Source organism: Sphingopyxis sp. (assembly GCF_050916055.1).
Lineage (GTDB): Bacteria > Pseudomonadota > Alphaproteobacteria > Sphingomonadales > Sphingomonadaceae > Sphingopyxis.
In genome coordinates this window covers 252,525-266,919 of record NZ_CP051527.1, presented here as the reverse complement: position 1 = coordinate 266,919, position 14,395 = coordinate 252,525, and the positions used below count along the sequence as shown (strand labels likewise).

Sequence of the window (14,395 nt, the reverse complement as noted above, 5' to 3'; positions counted from 1 at the left end):
AATTGCTTAGGGGGCAGCGGCACAACTATTTGCGCGCGCTGCCGCCCCAGCGCGGTCAGGGGTCGGGGACAATTGCAACGGTCGCAGGACTGGGTTAGCCATCCTGCATGGGGCTGTTCGATCTCTTCAAGCGCAACAGGGCCTCGTCATCCCGGCGCCGTGGTTCGCACGCCCGGATCAGCCGTATCGATCACCTGCTCGGCATGTATCATGATTTTCTGGAAAAACCCGAACCCGCCTATGGCGGCGTCGACTTCGTCGCGTTCGTCGAGCGGCAGCTTCGCGAGGGCCAAGTCGATCTGGCGATATGGAATATATCCAGTCAGGTCCGGTACTATTTTGCGCTCGCCAATCTCTATTGGGGACAGGGCGATGGGCCGCGGGCCGAAACCTATTTGCGCCGGACGCTCGAGCGGCATCAAAGGCTGGTCGATGCCTGCGCCGACCACGACCTGCCGCGACCGTCATACCGCGGCATCGAATGCGCCAAATGCGCGGCCTGTCTGCTCGGGGTCGAGGTGGAGGACTTGCGGCGTGCCGAGGCATTCGAACCCGGGTATGAGCCGTGGTTCAAGGACGCGCTACTCAGCTACTGCCTCGATTTGCGCGATTTCGATCGGGACGCCTGGCAGGCAAGCGCCGACGAATGGACGCGAAAACGGCACCCCAAATACCGGCTGGAAGAGTTCGCCGTCTACGTAAAGGCCCTGACCGGCGGCTATGAATCGACCGACGCGATGCTGGGCGCGCATGCGAAGATGTTCGCGTCGCGCACGGCGAGAAATCCGGACTCCGATCTGCTGGACGGTTACGACGACAATGATTTGATCGTCGATCATATCTTTGCGGCGATCCTGAACCGCATCGGCTGGGAGGGGAGCTACCGGCATAGCTGGCCGCATAGCGCCGCTGTCGGTTCGATGCCGCAAACGACGAAGTCGCCCGATCGCTTTGCGGGCGTGATCGCTGCGGCCGAGCCGATGGCCGATCGCGACACGGGACTTATCGGGGACGTGTCGGCGGCGCGGCGTTTCATCGATCTCCACTTGCGGCATCAGACGGATTTTGAAGGCGAAGTGGTCGATGCCGCACGGCCCGCCAAGGATCGCGGCAAGGTTTCCGGCGCACTGCGCGACCTCGGCTGGACGGGAGACCCGGAAACGCTCGACCTGATGCGCACATACCGGATGGACTGCATCTGCAACGATCGCACCCATCTGTCGCTGTGCGATCCGATGCGTGGTGCGTCGATCACAATGGAAGCCTGGACGCGATTGCTATCCGACGACTTCGGACTGCACCCCGATTTCATCGCGATCGCGGGAAGCGAGGAAAAGACCGATTATCGCGATCCCCAAGGCGCGTGGTACTGCTATTGGAAGAAAGACCGGCGTATCTATGCCATCGACCGCGATGCCTGGGGCGACCCCGACGTTGCCGTCCGACACGCAAGGCCGGGACTGAACCTCTGGCCTTCCTATAGCAGCTTCGTGGCGTGGTGGATTTCGGAGCATCTGCGCAGCAAGGCCTGAGCTATGCTGCCCGGACGAATATACGGTCCGCCCCCGAACGACGCCTAGCGGATCTTGTCGCGGTTGGCGTAGAGCAGCGCGGCCAGCACCGCCGCCGAGCCGACCCCGATCCCGGCCGCCGTTTTCCAGCCGAAGCCCTTCTTATCGCCCTTCGCCGCGTCGCGGTCGGCGGCTGCGGTTGCTTCGGCGGCTTCCTGTTGCTGGCGACGCTCGCGCGCGGCGCGGAGCACCTCATTTTCTTCCTGCTCGTCCTGCGGCACGGCGGGGTCGGTGTAATCGGTCATCGTCTGGTCTGGTCCTTCGGGTCAGGCGAGCGCCTGCTCGACAGGCGCATAGTCGGTTCCGATCGCTTCGGCTACCGCCTCGAACGTCACCTTTCCATTCCAAACGTTCAGCCCGTGCGAAAGATGCACGTCGCGCCGCAGCGCTTCCTTCCAGCCGAGGTCGGCGATGCGCAGCGCGTGCGGCAACGTGACGTTGTTCAGCGCATAGGTGCTGGTGCGCGCAACCGCGCCGGGCATGTTGGCGACCGCATAATGGACGATGCCGTCGACGACATAGGTTGGGTCGGCGTGGGTCGTCGCGTGGCTGGTCTCGAAACAGCCGCCCTGGTCGATCGCGACATCGACGAGCACCGAACCCGCCTGCATCGTCCCGAGCATCTCGCGCGTCACGAGCTTGGGCGCTTCGGCGCCGGGGATCAGCACCGCGCCGATCACTAGATCGGCCTCGGCGACGCATTCGGCGAGGTTGGCGCGGTTCGAGAAGCGGGTCTTGGCGCGCGATTCAAAGAAGGTGCCGACGCGTTCGAGGACTTCGGGATCGCGGTCGAGGATGGTGACGTCGGCACCGAGTCCGGCCGCCATTTGCGCCGCGTTGAAGCCGACGACGCCGCCGCCGATCACGGTGACCTTGCCCGGCGCGACCCCGGGGACGCCGCCGAGCAGCACGCCGCGGCCGCCATGGGCCTTTTCGAGTGCGGTCGCGCCAGCCTGGATCGACATGCGGCCCGCGACCTGGCTCATCGGCTTCAAGAGCGGCAGGCCGCCGTGCGGGCTGGTGACGGTTTCATAGGCGATGCACACCGCGCCCGATGCCATCAGGTCGCGGGTCTGGTCGGGATCGGGGGCGAGATGGAGATAGGTGTAGAGGATCTGCCCTTCGCGCAGCATCGCGCGCTCGACCGGCTGCGGTTCCTTGACCTTCACCACCATGTCGCACTGCGCGAAGATGTCCTGCGCCGTCGCGACGATCTCGGCCCCCGCCTCGACATAATAGCGATCGTGCGCCCCGATCCCCTCGCCCGCCCCGGTCTGCACCAGCACGCGGTGGCCGTGCGCCGCGAGTTCGCGCGCGCTTTCGGGGGTCAGGCCGACCCGATATTCGTGATTCTTGATTTCCTTGGGGGTGCCGATGATCACTTCATGCTCTCCTGGCTTTGGGCCAACTGGTTTCAGCGGAAACCATTAGTCGCTTCCGGCTGCCCCTGTATAGCGCCTCGTGCCGGCTTGCGACGCGATTTTTGCGCGTGCTGGTTAACGGCGCCTTTACCATCGACGCGGCATAGCCCGGTTACGCATTTTACCGATGATGCGGGCCGAGACCCGCGCATCGCAGAGGATCGTCCAGGGGAAACAGGATCATGGTGAAGGATAATCCGATTCATAAGCAGCAGATCGATCCGGTGCTGATGGCCGATCGTTTCCCCTTCTACGACCTCGACGGGCGGCTCGCCGCCGACGCCGCCGAAATCCACACCATCGTCGCCGGGCGCGAGGCGGAGATGGGCCGCGCTTATTGGGACGCGTTCAACGCGCTGCCGAACAACACCCGCAAGGTCGAGGGCGACCTGTTTTCCGCCTATGTCGCGGGCAGCGCCAAGCATATGGCGGTCAAATATGCCGACGCGGCCGGACAGGAGGCCGCGACGATCGCGTGCCAGAACACCCATATGGCGCTGCGCGTCGGCGTGTCGCTGGCGTCGGTGCTGTCGTGCATCGCGGAAAGCCAGCGGCTGACGATAGAGTATGTCGTCGAGGCCTGTGCCGGCGACACCGACCGGCTGGTCCGGCTGGCCGCCGCGATCAACCGGCTGGCGATCCTCGAGATGGACATCATGCTCGCCTATGACGAAAAGCTCGACCGCGCCGCGCGATCGAGCGAACGCCAGGCGCTCGCCGGCGATTTCGACCATTCGATCGCGTCGCTGGTCCAGGAAACCGACGGGGTGCGCCAGCAACTCGCGGCGCAGGCGGCATCGGCCGATCAGGCCGCCAAGGGCATGATCGCCAAGACGAGCGAAGTCGCCGCGGCGTCCGAACAGTCGGCGATGGCGATGCGCGAAGCCGCCTCGACCGCCGCCGGGCTGATCCGTGCGATCGAGGATGCGCGCAGCGAGGTCGAAGCATCGGCCACGGTCGCGACGCGCGCGTCGGAACAGGCGGGCGAAGCCGTCGCGATGTCCGAAGCGCTGTCGCACCACGCCGAATCGATCGAATCCATTTTGGGCCTGATCCGCGAGATCGCGGGCCAGACCAACCTGCTCGCGCTCAACGCCACGATCGAAGCGGCGCGCGCCGGCGAATCGGGCCGCGGCTTTGCCGTGGTCGCGCAGGAGGTGAAAAGCCTCGCCAACGAAACCGCCCGCGCGACCGACGACATCGCCGGCAAGATCACCGCGATCCAGCAGGCGACCAAGGGTTCGGTGAGCGCCAACCAGTCGATCCAGGCGACGATCGACGAAGTGCAGCGCTCGGCCGAGCGTATCCGCGACGCGATGGACGCGCAGGCGCAGACGGTCACCTCGATCACCGCCGCGGTCGATGAAACCGCACTCGCCGCCGATTCGATGTCGTCGACGATCGCGAGCATCCGCAACGATTCGGGCATGGTCGCGGGCGAGATCAGCACCTTGTCCGAAGAGTTCGCCAAGATGGGCGAGCGGCTGCAATCGCTGGAAAAAGCCGCGAGCGAGTTCAGTCGCCGCGTCGCCTGAACGACATACCGTCGGCACGCTTGGCAAGGTCGGGTCGCGCTCTTAAGGCGGGGCGATGCAGACCCATATCCTGATCACCGGCGCGAGCCGCGGTATCGGCGCGGCGATCGCCGCCGCGCTTGCCACCGATGCGACGAAGCTCGTCGCGCTGTCGAGCGCCGATGGCGACCTCGCCGACCCCGCGGTTCCCGATCGCCTGTGGCAGGCGAGCCTCGACCGGCTCGACGGCCGCGTCGATGTGCTGATCAACAACGCCGGGATTTTCGAGGCGAACCCGCTGGACGCCGACGATGCCGCCTGGCTCGATGGCTGGAACCGCACCTTGCAGGTCAATCTCACCGCCAGCGCGGCGCTGTGCCGCCATGCGGTGCGCCACTGGCAGGAACGCGGAGCCGCCGGGGAACAGGTCGGCGGCCGCATCGTCAATGTCGCGAGCCGCGCTGCCTATCGCGGCGACAGCCCGGCGCACTGGCATTATGCGGCGTCGAAGGCGGGCATGGTCGCGATGACCAAGACGATCGCGCGCGCCTATGCCCGCGACCGCATTCTTGCCTTTGCCATCTGTCCGGGCTTCACGATGACCGGCATGGCCGACGAGTATCTGGCGAGCCGCGGCGGCGACAAATTGCTCGCCGATATCCCGCTCGGCCGCGTCGCAATGCCGGACGAAGTTGGCGAAATGGCGCGCTGGTGCGCGATGCAGGCGCCCGCGTCGATGACCGGCGCGGTGCTCGACGTCAACGGGGCCAGCTATGTCCGCTAAGGCCGCGATCCTTGCCGCGCTCGCGCTGGCCGGCTGCGCGCCGCAGGCGGCCCCGCCCGTCCCCGGCCCCGCCGCCACCGCGCCGACGGGCCAGGCGCTCGCCGCCGCCTGCGCCGGCCGCGACGGCTGGAGCGACCCCGCGCCGCCGGCGAAGATCCACGGCAACACCTATTATGTCGGCACCTGCGGCATCACCGCGCTGCTGATCGACGCGCCGGGCGGGCTGGTGCTGATCGACGCCGCGACCGCCGAAGCGGCGCCGCATATCCTCTCCAACATCCGCGCGCTCGGGTTCGACCCCGCCGACATTGGCGTGCTGCTGGCCAGCCACGAACATCACGATCATGTCGGCGGGCTCGCCGCGCTCCAGCTCGCAACCGGCGCGCCGGTCTTTGCAAGCGCTGCCGCGGCAGCCCAGCTGCGCAGCGGCGAGCCCGAGGCGCGCGATCCGCAGCGCGGCGCGATCGAGCCTTTCAATGGGGTTGTCGTGGCGGACGCGGCGCTGCGCGACGGACAGACGGTGCGGATTGCCGGCCTGCAACTGACGCTTCACGCGACGCCTGGCCACACCCCGGGTAGCACGAGCTGGACGTGGCGGTCGTGCGAAGGCGACGATTGCCGCACCATCGCCTATGTCGACAGCCTGAGCGCAGTGTCGGCTGACGATTACCGGTTCCGCGACCATCCCGACTATGTCGCGATGATGCGCGCGACGTCTGCCAAGGTGGCGGCGCTGCCCTGCGACATCCTGATCACCCCGCATCCGAGCGCGAGCAACCTGTTCGCGCGGTTCGCGGGTACCGCGCCGCTGGCTGGCCCCGACCAGTGCCGCGCCTATGCCGCCGACGCGTCGGCGCGCCTCGATGCGCGGCTCGCCAAAGAGGCGGCAGCGGCGCCATGAGCTGGATCGTGTCGCTGCCCTGCACCCGCGACGAGGCCGAGGCGCTGTCCGGCGAGGTGCCCGAACTCGACGCGCTCGCGCCGCCGCCGGTGGTGGTGACGCGCGAGATCGACGAGGATGCCGGGCGGTGGCAGCTCGACGCCTATGTCGACGACAAACCCGGCCGCGCGCTGCTGAAAGCGCTCCAGTCGCTGGTGCCGAGCGCGAAGGGCAAGGAGCCGCAGGTCGCGGAACTGCCCGAGCAAGACTGGCTGACGCTGAGTCAGCAAGGGCTGGAGCCGGTGCAGGCGGGGCGCTTTTTCGTCCACACGACGAGCCACGCGGACCGCGTACCGGCGGGGACGGTGCCGTTCCTGATCGACGCGAGCCAGGCGTTCGGCACCGGCGGCCACGACACGACCGCAGGCTGCCTCGCGATGCTCGACCGGCTGGCGCGGCAGGGCGTCGTGCCGCGCAATATCGCCGACATCGGCACCGGCACCGGGCTGCTCGCCTTTGCGGCGATGGCGCTGTGGCCGCGCGCGCGGACGATTGCATCGGACATCGACCCCGCGAGCATTTTTGTGACCCGCGACAATGCGGCGATCAACGGCGTCCCGTTAGGCCGGGGTGGCGGACGGTTGGCGCTGGCGGTCGCTGCGGGAACCGACCATCCGGCGATCCGCCACCGCGCGCCCTATGACCTCGTCATCGCGAACATCCTTGCCGGGCCGCTGATCACGCTTGCGCCCGACATCGCCAGCATCACCGGGCCCGGCGGACGCATCATCCTCGCCGGCCTGATCGCGCGCCAGATGGAGCCGGTGATCGCGGCCTATCGCGCGCAGGGGTTTCGCCTGACCGCCCGCGGGGGCAGCGCCGAATGGCCGTGCCTGCTGCTGGTCAAGCGGCGGCGTTACGGGTGGCGACGCAAAGAACGCGCCTTTCACCGAGCCGACCCGGCGGACGCGTCGTTCGGCAGCTGGTAAATCAAAAGCTGGAAATCGCGCGGCGATTTGATACGATCGGCATCCCACCACGGGATTGAAACTGCCATGAGCCTGTTCGCCGCCATCGCCCTGCTTGCCGCCGCGCCGACCGCCGACGATCCCGACGCGATCGTCGTGACGGGGAGCCGCGAGGCCGAGCGCGAAGAGCGGCGGCGCGCCGCCGACTTCGTCCGCCGCGCCGGGGTCGCGCGGCTCGAACCCGTCGCGCGGTGGATCGTGCCGGTCTGCCCGCGCACCATTGGCGTCGAGGCCGACGTCGCCGCGATCGTCGATACCCGCATCCGCGAGGTCGCGGCGGCGGCGGGAGCACCGGTGGCGAAGGCCGGCTGTTCGGCCAATATCGCGGTCGTCTTCACCGCCGACGGCGCCGGCCTGGCCCGCGCGATGCTCGCCAAGGCGCCCGATCTGCTCGCAGAGCTGCCGCGCCCCGAGCGCGAACGCGTGCTGGACGGCGACGGGCCGATCCGCTGGTGGTACAATGTGCGCATCGAGACGCGCGACGGGATGCCGGCCAACCAAGGCATCGTGAAACACTATAACAGCAGCGTCGTCGGCACCCAGGTCGTGCGCGCGCTGCGCACCGCGCTGGTGATCGTCGATGTCGAAAAAGCCGACGGCACCCCGCTCGACGCGGTCGCCTCCTACGCCGCCATGGTGGCGCTCGCCGAAATCAGGGACAGCCCGCCGCCGCCGCGCGATTCGATCATGGAATTGTTCGCGGCCGAAACCGGGCGCCGCGACCTGTCGGACCGCGACAGCGCGCTGCTGCGCGGCGTCTACAGCGTTCCGCCCGATCGCGAGGCGTTCCAGCACCGCCGCCAGCTTGTCGGGGCGGTCCGCCAGGACCGGAACTGACGCCTCGGCGTTCCGACCTTAGCCGCTCTTCGCCAGCGCATAATCCTGCGTGCCGCGCGTGATCACATCGTCGCTGGGCAGGATGTCGGCGACCGGGATCGCGGGCAGCGCGGCATTGGCGGCATAGAGCGGCGCGAAGTCGGTATCGACGGTCGTCGACAGCAATTGTTCGAGGCTGTCGATGACGAAATAATTCTGCTGGAAATCGTCGATCCGGTAATCGGTGCGCATCACGCGCGCGAGATCGAAGCCGATGCGGTTGGGGCTGCCAGAATCGAGCGCGAAGACACTTTCGGAATAGCTCGACACAATCCCGGCGCCATAGATGCGCAGGCCGTCGCCTTCGCGGATCAGACCGAATTCGACGGTGTACCAATAAAGCCGCGCGAGTTGTTTCAGCGCGTCGAATTTCAGGCTGCGCAGGCCGCCTTCGCCGTAAGCGACCATATAGTCGGCGAACACCGGGTCAGCGAGCATCGGGACGTGGCCGAACACGTCGTGAAACACGTCGGGTTCCTTGAGGTAATCGAGCTGGTCGGGCGTGCGGATGAAATTGCCGGCAGGGAAGCGGCGGTTCGCCAGATGGTCGAAAAACACTTCGTCGGGAACGAGCCCCGGCACCGCGACAACCTGCCACCCCGTCGCCACCATCAGCCGCGCGTTCAGCTCGCGATAGTCGGGGATGCCGGGCTTTTCGAGCTTGAGCACGTCGATGCCGCGCAGGAAAGCGTCGGCGGCGCGGCCGGGCAGCATCGCCGACTGGCGCGCGAACAGCCGGTCCCACATCGCATGTTCGTCGGCGGTGAAGGCGTCCCAGTTTTGCGCAATCGTCCAGTCGGCCGCGGCGCCCGGCGGCGGCGTTTCGTGGACATGGGTAAAGCCGTCTTTCATAAGCTGCGACCTAGCATGAACTGGTTACAATTGAAACTGTCTGTTGGGGCTAGCCCAGCAGGCGAATCCGGCGATAGCCGCGTTCGACGCGCCCCGCATTCGCCAATTCGCGAAGCGCCGCCCCCAGTGTCACGCGCGACACGCCCAGCAGGTCTGCCAGCTGCTGCTGGGTCGCGCCGACCGTCGCGCCGTCGCCGCTGTCGCGCGCCATTACGCCAAGCAATTGCGCGAGCCTCTCGACCGTCGGCAGCCGCCGTTCGGCGTCGATCAGGTCGAGCGCGCCGGCGAGCTGGCGCGACAGGCTGCGCAATAGCAGTTCGGCCCAGCCGACGTCGCTGGCCATCAACTGGCGGAGCAGCGGCCGATTGATCGCGATCATCCGCGCGCCGCCGCTCGCGATCGCGTCGACCTGGCGCGGCACCCCTGTAAAAAAGGCGAGTTCGCCGAACAGGTCGCCCGCCGCCAGCACCGCGAACAGGGTGAAGGCGCCATCGGCAGCATAGCGGCCGATGCTGACATGACCGTCGACGACGGCCCAGAAGGCGTCGCCGGGATCACCCTGGTGCTGGACGAACTGCCCGTCGGCAAAATGCTGCACCCGCGCGCGCGACGCGAGCTCCGCCAGTTCACGATCCGACAGCCGCGACCGGTCGGCCATGGCAAAATGATAACTTCTTTGCATTCTGGTCGGCGACGCTGTGGCATGGGGTCGGCAATGGCAAGCGGGAATCGACCGCGGCCAAGTTGGGAGACCCCGGATGCATTTGACCACCGCGCAATCGAGCCTGCTCGTCGCCGCCGTCTATGTGGGCTTCTGCCTGCTCGAATTCGCGCGCACCGCGCTGTTCGCGAAAAGCGAGCAGACGCGTCACGACGGGATCCTCGAAATCGTCAGCACGTTCACGCTACTGATCGCGACCCAGCCGCTGATCCTGCTGACCGTCGGCGCCCTCGGCCACCGGTTCGCCCCGCACTATGAAGGCGCGCTGGCGGATATCCCCTGGCTAGCCGCGCTCGCGCTATTCCTCGTCTTCGAAGACATGATGCAATATTGGTGGCACCGCGCATCGCACAGCTTTGCGTGGCTCTACAACCTCCACCGCGCGCATCATAATGCGCGTTACATGAGCGTGCGGCTCGTCTACCGCAACAACATCATCTATTATGCGCTGATGCCGAGCATCTGGTTCGCGGGCGTGCTCGTCTATCTCGGGCTCGGCTGGTTCTATGCCGGCTATCTGGTGGTCAAGATGGCGGTGATCATTGGCGCCCACAGCGACGTCGCATGGGACGCGCCGTTGTATCGCATCAAGGCATTGTCGCCGCTGATGTGGATTGTCGAACGGACGATCAGCACCCCGGCCACGCACCACGCGCACCACGGCCGCCATTTCAGCGACCCCGCGGTCCACTACAAGGGCAATTTCGGAAACCTGCTGTTCTTCTGGGACGTGCTGTTCGGCACCGCCAAGATCACCCGGCGCTATCCGGCGAGCTATGGCGTCGAGAACCTGCCCCCGGCGACGCTCGGCCAGCAATTGCTGTGGCCGATCTTTCCCGAAAACAAGGATATGGACGCCGCGATCCCCGGCGCCGTGCCCGCCGCAGCCTCGGGCGCGCGCGTGCCTGCCTAGCTCCCGACGCCCAGCCAGCGCGCGGCCCGCGGCAGCCGCGGGAGAATCAGGCGCTCGGCGATCCAGAGCAGGACCAGCGATGCGGCGAGGAGCGGGAGCAGCGCCGCGAGCAGCAGGACGATCGCGGCAACGCCCCTGAGCCGCGCCGGGTCACGCGCGGCGGGCGGCGCACCGAGCGAATCGCCGGGCCGCCGCCGCCGCCACATCAGGAAACCCGAGATTGCCAGGGTGAAGAGCGCCAGCGCGGTCGCGACGCCGATCAGCTGGTTGGCGCGGCCGAACAACTGCCCCTCGTGCCACGCGATGCCGTAACCGACGGCGCGGTCGATGACATGCTTATCGGCAAAGCCGCTGCGCGAGACTTCGGCGCCGGTCGCGGGGTCATAGCTGACTTTGCGCACCTGCGGGCGGTTCTGGGTCAGCGTGGTCAGTGTCCAGGCATTGCCGTTCCGCGGGCCGAACAGGTTGGGGGCGCCCGGCGGCTGGACGATCGCGGGGGCCGGCATATGTTCGGCGCGGGCCTGTTCGACGATGCGCGCCAGCGGTATCGTGGGGGCGGCATGGACCGCGTGCCCACCCATCGCCATCGCCCGGTGGTCGTGCGCGGCGTGCGGGTCGGCCGCGCCGCCCTTCCAGTCCTGCACCCCGGCGACCCAGCCCATTTCGGCCCGGACGGCTCGAAAGCCGCTCGCCCAGACATCGGTCCACGGCAGCGCGGTCAACAGCAGGACGAGCGCGAGGCCCGACACCCAGAAGCCGGTGACCGCGTGCAGGTCGCGCAGCGCGGCGCGGCCGCCGAGCGACAGGCGCGGCCAGACCACCCCCGCGGCGCCGCGGCCGCGCGGCCACCAGAGATAGAGGCCGGTCAGGATCATCACGATCGCCCAGCTTGCCGCGAGTTCGACCAGCAGCTTGCCGGCGCGGCCGATCAGCAGGCTGCCGTGAATCTTCGCCAGCCACGCCGAAATGCGGTCGTCGGGAACGGCCCACCCGATCACGCGGCCCTGCGGCGAGACCGCGACGTCGCGCATCGTGCCGTTCGACAGTGCGATATGAACGATCGCCGCGTCGCCCGGCGCCTCGGGAATGCGGTAATAGTGAAAACTTGCGCTCGGAAAATCGGTGAGCGCTGCGGCGACCTGCGCGTCGGCATCGACCGCGCCGACCGCCGGCAAGCCGCGCCAGGCGCGCTCCTGCCACCGGTCGAGCTCGGGCTTGAACAGATAAGCCGCGCCGGTCACCGACAGCACAAGCAAGAAGGGGATGACGAACAGCCCGGCATAAAAATGCCAGCGCCAGATCGTGCGATAGAGCGGAATGCGGTTGGTGTCGGTCATCCCCTGTCCTCCGCCTTAGAAGCGCGCGCGAACGCCGGCGGAGACCGCGCGGCGCTCGACCGGATAATAGACCGCCGAAGTCGCCGTGACGGCGATCGCCGCGCTGATGTCGCCGATCGCCTTTTTGCCGGTAATGTTGCGGACATCGACAAAAGCATCGATCCCCTCGGCGACCCGCGCCCCGCCGGTCACCCCGAGCAAAGCATAGCCGGGGGTGCGGACGAGGTTGCGGTAATCGGCGAACGGGCCGTCGGGCACCCATTCGACGTTCGGCGCGATGTGCAGCGCATCGCTGCCGATCCGCGCCTCGGCCCGATAAACGTGCTTCGGCACCACCGGCAGGCGGTTGTCGCCATAGCTGGCGTCGCCGCGAAAGCGGAAGTTGCTATAGGTATAGACCTGCCGCAGCCGCAGCCAGCGCGCGACATCGATCTGCAGCGCGGCCTCGATACCCTCGTGACGCGTGCGGTCGGCGTTGAACGTCGAGGCGGGAATCGTCGGCCCGACGTTGAACTGGAGCAACTCGCCCTTGATATCGCTGCGATAGAAGGTGAGATCCCAGCCGATCGGCCCGGTCCGCCCGCGTGTGCCAACCTCGGCCGTCCATGCCCGCTGCGGATCAAGCGCCACGAAGCTGGCGATCTGGGCCAGTTCGTTGAAGCCGGGGAATTCGACCGATCGGCTATAATTTGCGTAGAGCTGGATACCCGCCGCCGGTTCGAACAACAGCCCCAATTTGGGCGAGAAGGCATTGAAGTCGGCGCGGCCGATCGTGCCGTTCTGGGCCGGTGCGGCGACGTTGAGATGGATGACCTGCTTGCGTTCGCCGTCGGCATAAATGCCGCCCGCGATCAGCGACAGCGAAGCAACCGGCTTGACGCGGACTTCGCCGTAGAGCGACGCAGCGCGCGCGTCCTGATCGGCGTTGAAGCGCACCGCGCCGCGCTGTCCGGCAAGATTGACGAAGCGTTTCGAGCGAATGTCGCCGACGCGCAATTCGCCGCCGAAGGTCGCCTCGACCACGTCGCCCGCATAGTCGAAGCGGACATAGCCGCCACGGTCAAGCGCTTCCTGGTCGATGACCTCGAAAATCGGGTGATAGAGCGATTTGGCGTTGATGAAGGCTCCGACGTCGAGCGTCGCGGCGCCCCAGTCGAAGCGGGTGCGGTTCTGGATACGCAGCGAGTCGATATCGCGCGCATTGTCGCCCACGACGCTGGCGGGGTTTGCCATCCACGGGGTGGTCAGCGCCTGCGTTCGCGTCAGCGCCCCGGGAATGTCCTGATCGATATTGTTGAAACTGACGTAGAGCCGGTTCGATACGACGTCGCTGAACTGCATCCCGGCATTGCCGTGGAACCGAAAGCTGCGGCGTTTGACATGATCGCGGTCGCCGTCCGACGTGTCGGCGCTGATTGCCGCCCATGCATCGACCCGGTCGCCCGCAACGCCCGCCGACACCAGACCCCGATAGCTGTCGAAGCTACCAACATCGCCGCGGAGGTAAAAGCCCTCGGCGGTCCGCCCGGTCGGCGTGACGCCATTGACCGCGCCGCCCAAAGCTCCCGACCCGAAGCGCAGCGCATTGGCGCCGCGATAGACTTCGAGATGGTCGAAGAAGATCGGCTCGAGCTCCTGAAAATCGCCATTGTCGTCGGCGAGGTTGATCGGCACCCCGTCCTGCAGCAGCGTGAGCCCGCGCATATGAAAGCCGCGCGACAGCCCAGATCCGCGGATCGAGATGCGGACTTCCTGCCCGTAACGCGGCTGAAGATAGACGCCCGGCGAAAAGGCGAGCGTGTCGCGCAAGCTGACGATCGACTTGTCGGCATAATCCTGATGGCCGACGACATCGGCGCCGCCGGCGGTCTTTTGAACGCGCGCTTCGGCCGCGTTGGCGAGGTCGGGGGCGGTGACGATGATCGTCGGATCGGTTTCGGCCTCGGCAGCGTGGGCTGCGGAAGGAGCAAACGAGAGGGCGAGCGCCAGCAATGGCGCCGCCCGACAGGCGTGGGTTTTCATGGTTCAATCTTTCGCGTGAAATCAGCAAAGCGCCGCGCCGCGCTTGTGCGCGGGCGGCCGGTCCGTCTGGTTCAGGCGAAAGCGGGTGGTCCGGTACTCGGCGGCAGCGGCGAGGCGATACCCGGCGCAAAGCCCAGCGAGCGCACCGCGACCGGGGGCGGTGCCGCGACCATCGGCGCGGCAAGCAGCATGGGTTCGGCTGGAACGATCGGCGCGTTGGCGAGCGCGCCCCACGGGCAATGCTGCTGCGTCTCACCGCCGTCGTGGCTGCCCGCCTTTTCGAGCGGGATCGTTACCGTCTTGCCGGGATTGGCCGGGTCCGAACAGATGCGCACGGTGATCGACCCGCCGGCATCGCTTTCAATCATCCACCCCGGCGCGACCAGCACCCGCGCGGCGAGCGCAAGGAGCAGCGGCAACAGCAGCAGGATGCCGGGACGGCGAAAGGCGGCGAGCAGGCCCACGCGGCGGGCTTT

Annotated in this window: 14 protein-coding genes; 7 read left to right on the top strand and 7 right to left on the bottom strand. The window is 67.3% G+C overall.

Annotation, left to right across the window (positions count from 1 at the left end):
• The first annotated feature begins 107 nt into the window (after window positions 1-107).
• Window positions 108-1,532 carry a tetratricopeptide repeat protein gene (locus tag HEQ22_RS01240; RefSeq protein ID WP_432769389.1) on the top strand — a complete coding sequence of 475 codons (1,425 nt, stop codon included), beginning with the start codon at window positions 108-110 and terminating at the stop codon, window positions 1,530-1,532.
• Window positions 1,533-1,576: 44 nt separating this feature from the next.
• Here HEQ22_RS01240 and HEQ22_RS01235 read toward each other — a convergent pair whose 3' ends face one another.
• Together HEQ22_RS01235 and ald are read right to left on the bottom strand one after the other, a co-directional pair.
• Window positions 1,577-1,816 carry a hypothetical protein gene (locus HEQ22_RS01235; protein WP_432769388.1) on the bottom strand — a complete coding sequence of 80 codons (240 nt, stop codon included), beginning with the start codon at window positions 1,814-1,816 and terminating at the stop codon, window positions 1,577-1,579.
• 21 nt (window positions 1,817-1,837) lie between these two features.
• On the bottom strand, window positions 1,838-2,953 hold the full coding sequence (gene ald / locus HEQ22_RS01230; protein ID WP_432769387.1) for an alanine dehydrogenase: 1,116 nt from the start codon (window positions 2,951-2,953) through the stop codon (window positions 1,838-1,840).
• Between the two features lie 221 nt (window positions 2,954-3,174).
• Between ald and HEQ22_RS01225 the strand changes: the two genes are divergently transcribed.
• From HEQ22_RS01225 to HEQ22_RS01205, 5 genes are all read left to right on the top strand, one after another.
• Entirely contained in the window at window positions 3,175-4,527 is a 1,353-nt protein-coding gene (locus tag HEQ22_RS01225; protein ID WP_432769386.1) for a methyl-accepting chemotaxis protein, read from the top strand.
• Window positions 4,528-4,582: 55 nt separating this feature from the next.
• Complete coding sequence (locus tag HEQ22_RS01220; RefSeq protein ID WP_432769385.1) at window positions 4,583-5,290, top strand: SDR family NAD(P)-dependent oxidoreductase; 708 nt, start codon at window positions 4,583-4,585, stop codon at window positions 5,288-5,290.
• A complete protein-coding gene (gene bla / locus HEQ22_RS01215; RefSeq protein WP_432769384.1) occupies window positions 5,280-6,191 on the top strand; it encodes a subclass B3 metallo-beta-lactamase in 912 nt (303 codons plus the stop codon). Before HEQ22_RS01220 ends, bla begins: the two co-directional genes overlap by 11 nt.
• A complete protein-coding gene (locus HEQ22_RS01210) occupies window positions 6,188-7,159 on the top strand; it encodes a 50S ribosomal protein L11 methyltransferase (protein WP_432769383.1) in 972 nt (323 codons plus the stop codon). Before bla ends, HEQ22_RS01210 begins: the two co-directional genes overlap by 4 nt.
• A gap of 66 nt (window positions 7,160-7,225) precedes the next feature.
• Window positions 7,226-8,035 (top strand): hypothetical protein, encoded by an 810-nt coding sequence (locus HEQ22_RS01205; protein WP_432769382.1) that lies wholly within the window; start codon window positions 7,226-7,228, stop codon window positions 8,033-8,035.
• 18 nt (window positions 8,036-8,053) lie between these two features.
• Here the strand turns inward: HEQ22_RS01205 and phhA are convergent, their stop codons facing one another.
• Window positions 8,054-8,926, bottom strand: coding sequence for a phenylalanine 4-monooxygenase (phhA, locus tag HEQ22_RS01200; RefSeq protein ID WP_432769381.1), 873 nt, complete (start codon window positions 8,924-8,926; stop codon window positions 8,054-8,056).
• 49 nt (window positions 8,927-8,975) lie between these two features.
• Window positions 8,976-9,584 (bottom strand): Crp/Fnr family transcriptional regulator, encoded by a 609-nt coding sequence (locus HEQ22_RS01195; protein ID WP_432769380.1) that lies wholly within the window; start codon window positions 9,582-9,584, stop codon window positions 8,976-8,978.
• 100 nt (window positions 9,585-9,684) lie between these two features.
• Between HEQ22_RS01195 and HEQ22_RS01190 the strand changes: the two genes are divergently transcribed.
• On the top strand, window positions 9,685-10,560 hold the full coding sequence (locus HEQ22_RS01190; RefSeq protein WP_432769379.1) for a sterol desaturase family protein: 876 nt from the start codon (window positions 9,685-9,687) through the stop codon (window positions 10,558-10,560).
• On the opposite strand, the gene HEQ22_RS01185 is transcribed toward HEQ22_RS01190, so the two are convergent.
• The 3 genes from HEQ22_RS01185 to HEQ22_RS01175 all read right to left on the bottom strand — a co-directional run bounded on the left by HEQ22_RS01185 (window position 10,557) and on the right by HEQ22_RS01175 (window position 14,383).
• Window positions 10,557-11,897: a PepSY-associated TM helix domain-containing protein gene (locus tag HEQ22_RS01185; protein ID WP_432769378.1), complete on the bottom strand. Its 1,341-nt coding sequence runs from the start codon at window positions 11,895-11,897 to the stop codon at window positions 10,557-10,559. The genes HEQ22_RS01190 and HEQ22_RS01185 overlap by 4 nt on opposite strands.
• 15 nt (window positions 11,898-11,912) lie before the next feature.
• On the bottom strand, window positions 11,913-13,919 hold the full coding sequence (locus tag HEQ22_RS01180) for a TonB-dependent receptor family protein (protein WP_432769377.1): 2,007 nt from the start codon (window positions 13,917-13,919) through the stop codon (window positions 11,913-11,915).
• 71 nt (window positions 13,920-13,990) lie between these two features.
• Window positions 13,991-14,383: a DUF2946 family protein gene (locus tag HEQ22_RS01175; RefSeq protein WP_432769376.1), complete on the bottom strand. Its 393-nt coding sequence runs from the start codon at window positions 14,381-14,383 to the stop codon at window positions 13,991-13,993.
• Window positions 14,384-14,395 lie beyond the last annotated feature (12 nt).

What these genes read in the sequence shown, in the direction of transcription:
- HEQ22_RS01240 (WP_432769389.1), top strand. Translation starts at nt 108, where the DNA reads ATGGGGCTGTTCGATCTCTTCAAGCGCAACAGGGCCTCGTCATCCCGG.
- HEQ22_RS01235 (WP_432769388.1), bottom strand. Translation starts at nt 1,816, where the DNA reads ATGACCGATTACACCGACCCCGCCGTGCCGCAGGACGAGCAGGAAGAA.
- HEQ22_RS01225 (WP_432769386.1), top strand. Translation starts at nt 3,175, where the DNA reads ATGGTGAAGGATAATCCGATTCATAAGCAGCAGATCGATCCGGTGCTG.
- HEQ22_RS01220 (WP_432769385.1), top strand. Translation starts at nt 4,583, where the DNA reads ATGCAGACCCATATCCTGATCACCGGCGCGAGCCGCGGTATCGGCGCG.
- bla (WP_432769384.1), top strand. Translation starts at nt 5,280, where the DNA reads ATGTCCGCTAAGGCCGCGATCCTTGCCGCGCTCGCGCTGGCCGGCTGC.
- HEQ22_RS01210 (WP_432769383.1), top strand. Translation starts at nt 6,188, where the DNA reads ATGAGCTGGATCGTGTCGCTGCCCTGCACCCGCGACGAGGCCGAGGCG.
- HEQ22_RS01205 (WP_432769382.1), top strand. Translation starts at nt 7,226, where the DNA reads ATGAGCCTGTTCGCCGCCATCGCCCTGCTTGCCGCCGCGCCGACCGCC.
- phhA (WP_432769381.1), bottom strand. Translation starts at nt 8,926, where the DNA reads ATGAAAGACGGCTTTACCCATGTCCACGAAACGCCGCCGCCGGGCGCC.
- HEQ22_RS01195 (WP_432769380.1), bottom strand. Translation starts at nt 9,584, where the DNA reads ATGGCCGACCGGTCGCGGCTGTCGGATCGTGAACTGGCGGAGCTCGCG.
- HEQ22_RS01190 (WP_432769379.1), top strand. Translation starts at nt 9,685, where the DNA reads ATGCATTTGACCACCGCGCAATCGAGCCTGCTCGTCGCCGCCGTCTAT.
- HEQ22_RS01185 (WP_432769378.1), bottom strand. Translation starts at nt 11,897, where the DNA reads ATGACCGACACCAACCGCATTCCGCTCTATCGCACGATCTGGCGCTGG.
- HEQ22_RS01180 (WP_432769377.1), bottom strand. Translation starts at nt 13,919, where the DNA reads ATGAAAACCCACGCCTGTCGGGCGGCGCCATTGCTGGCGCTCGCCCTC.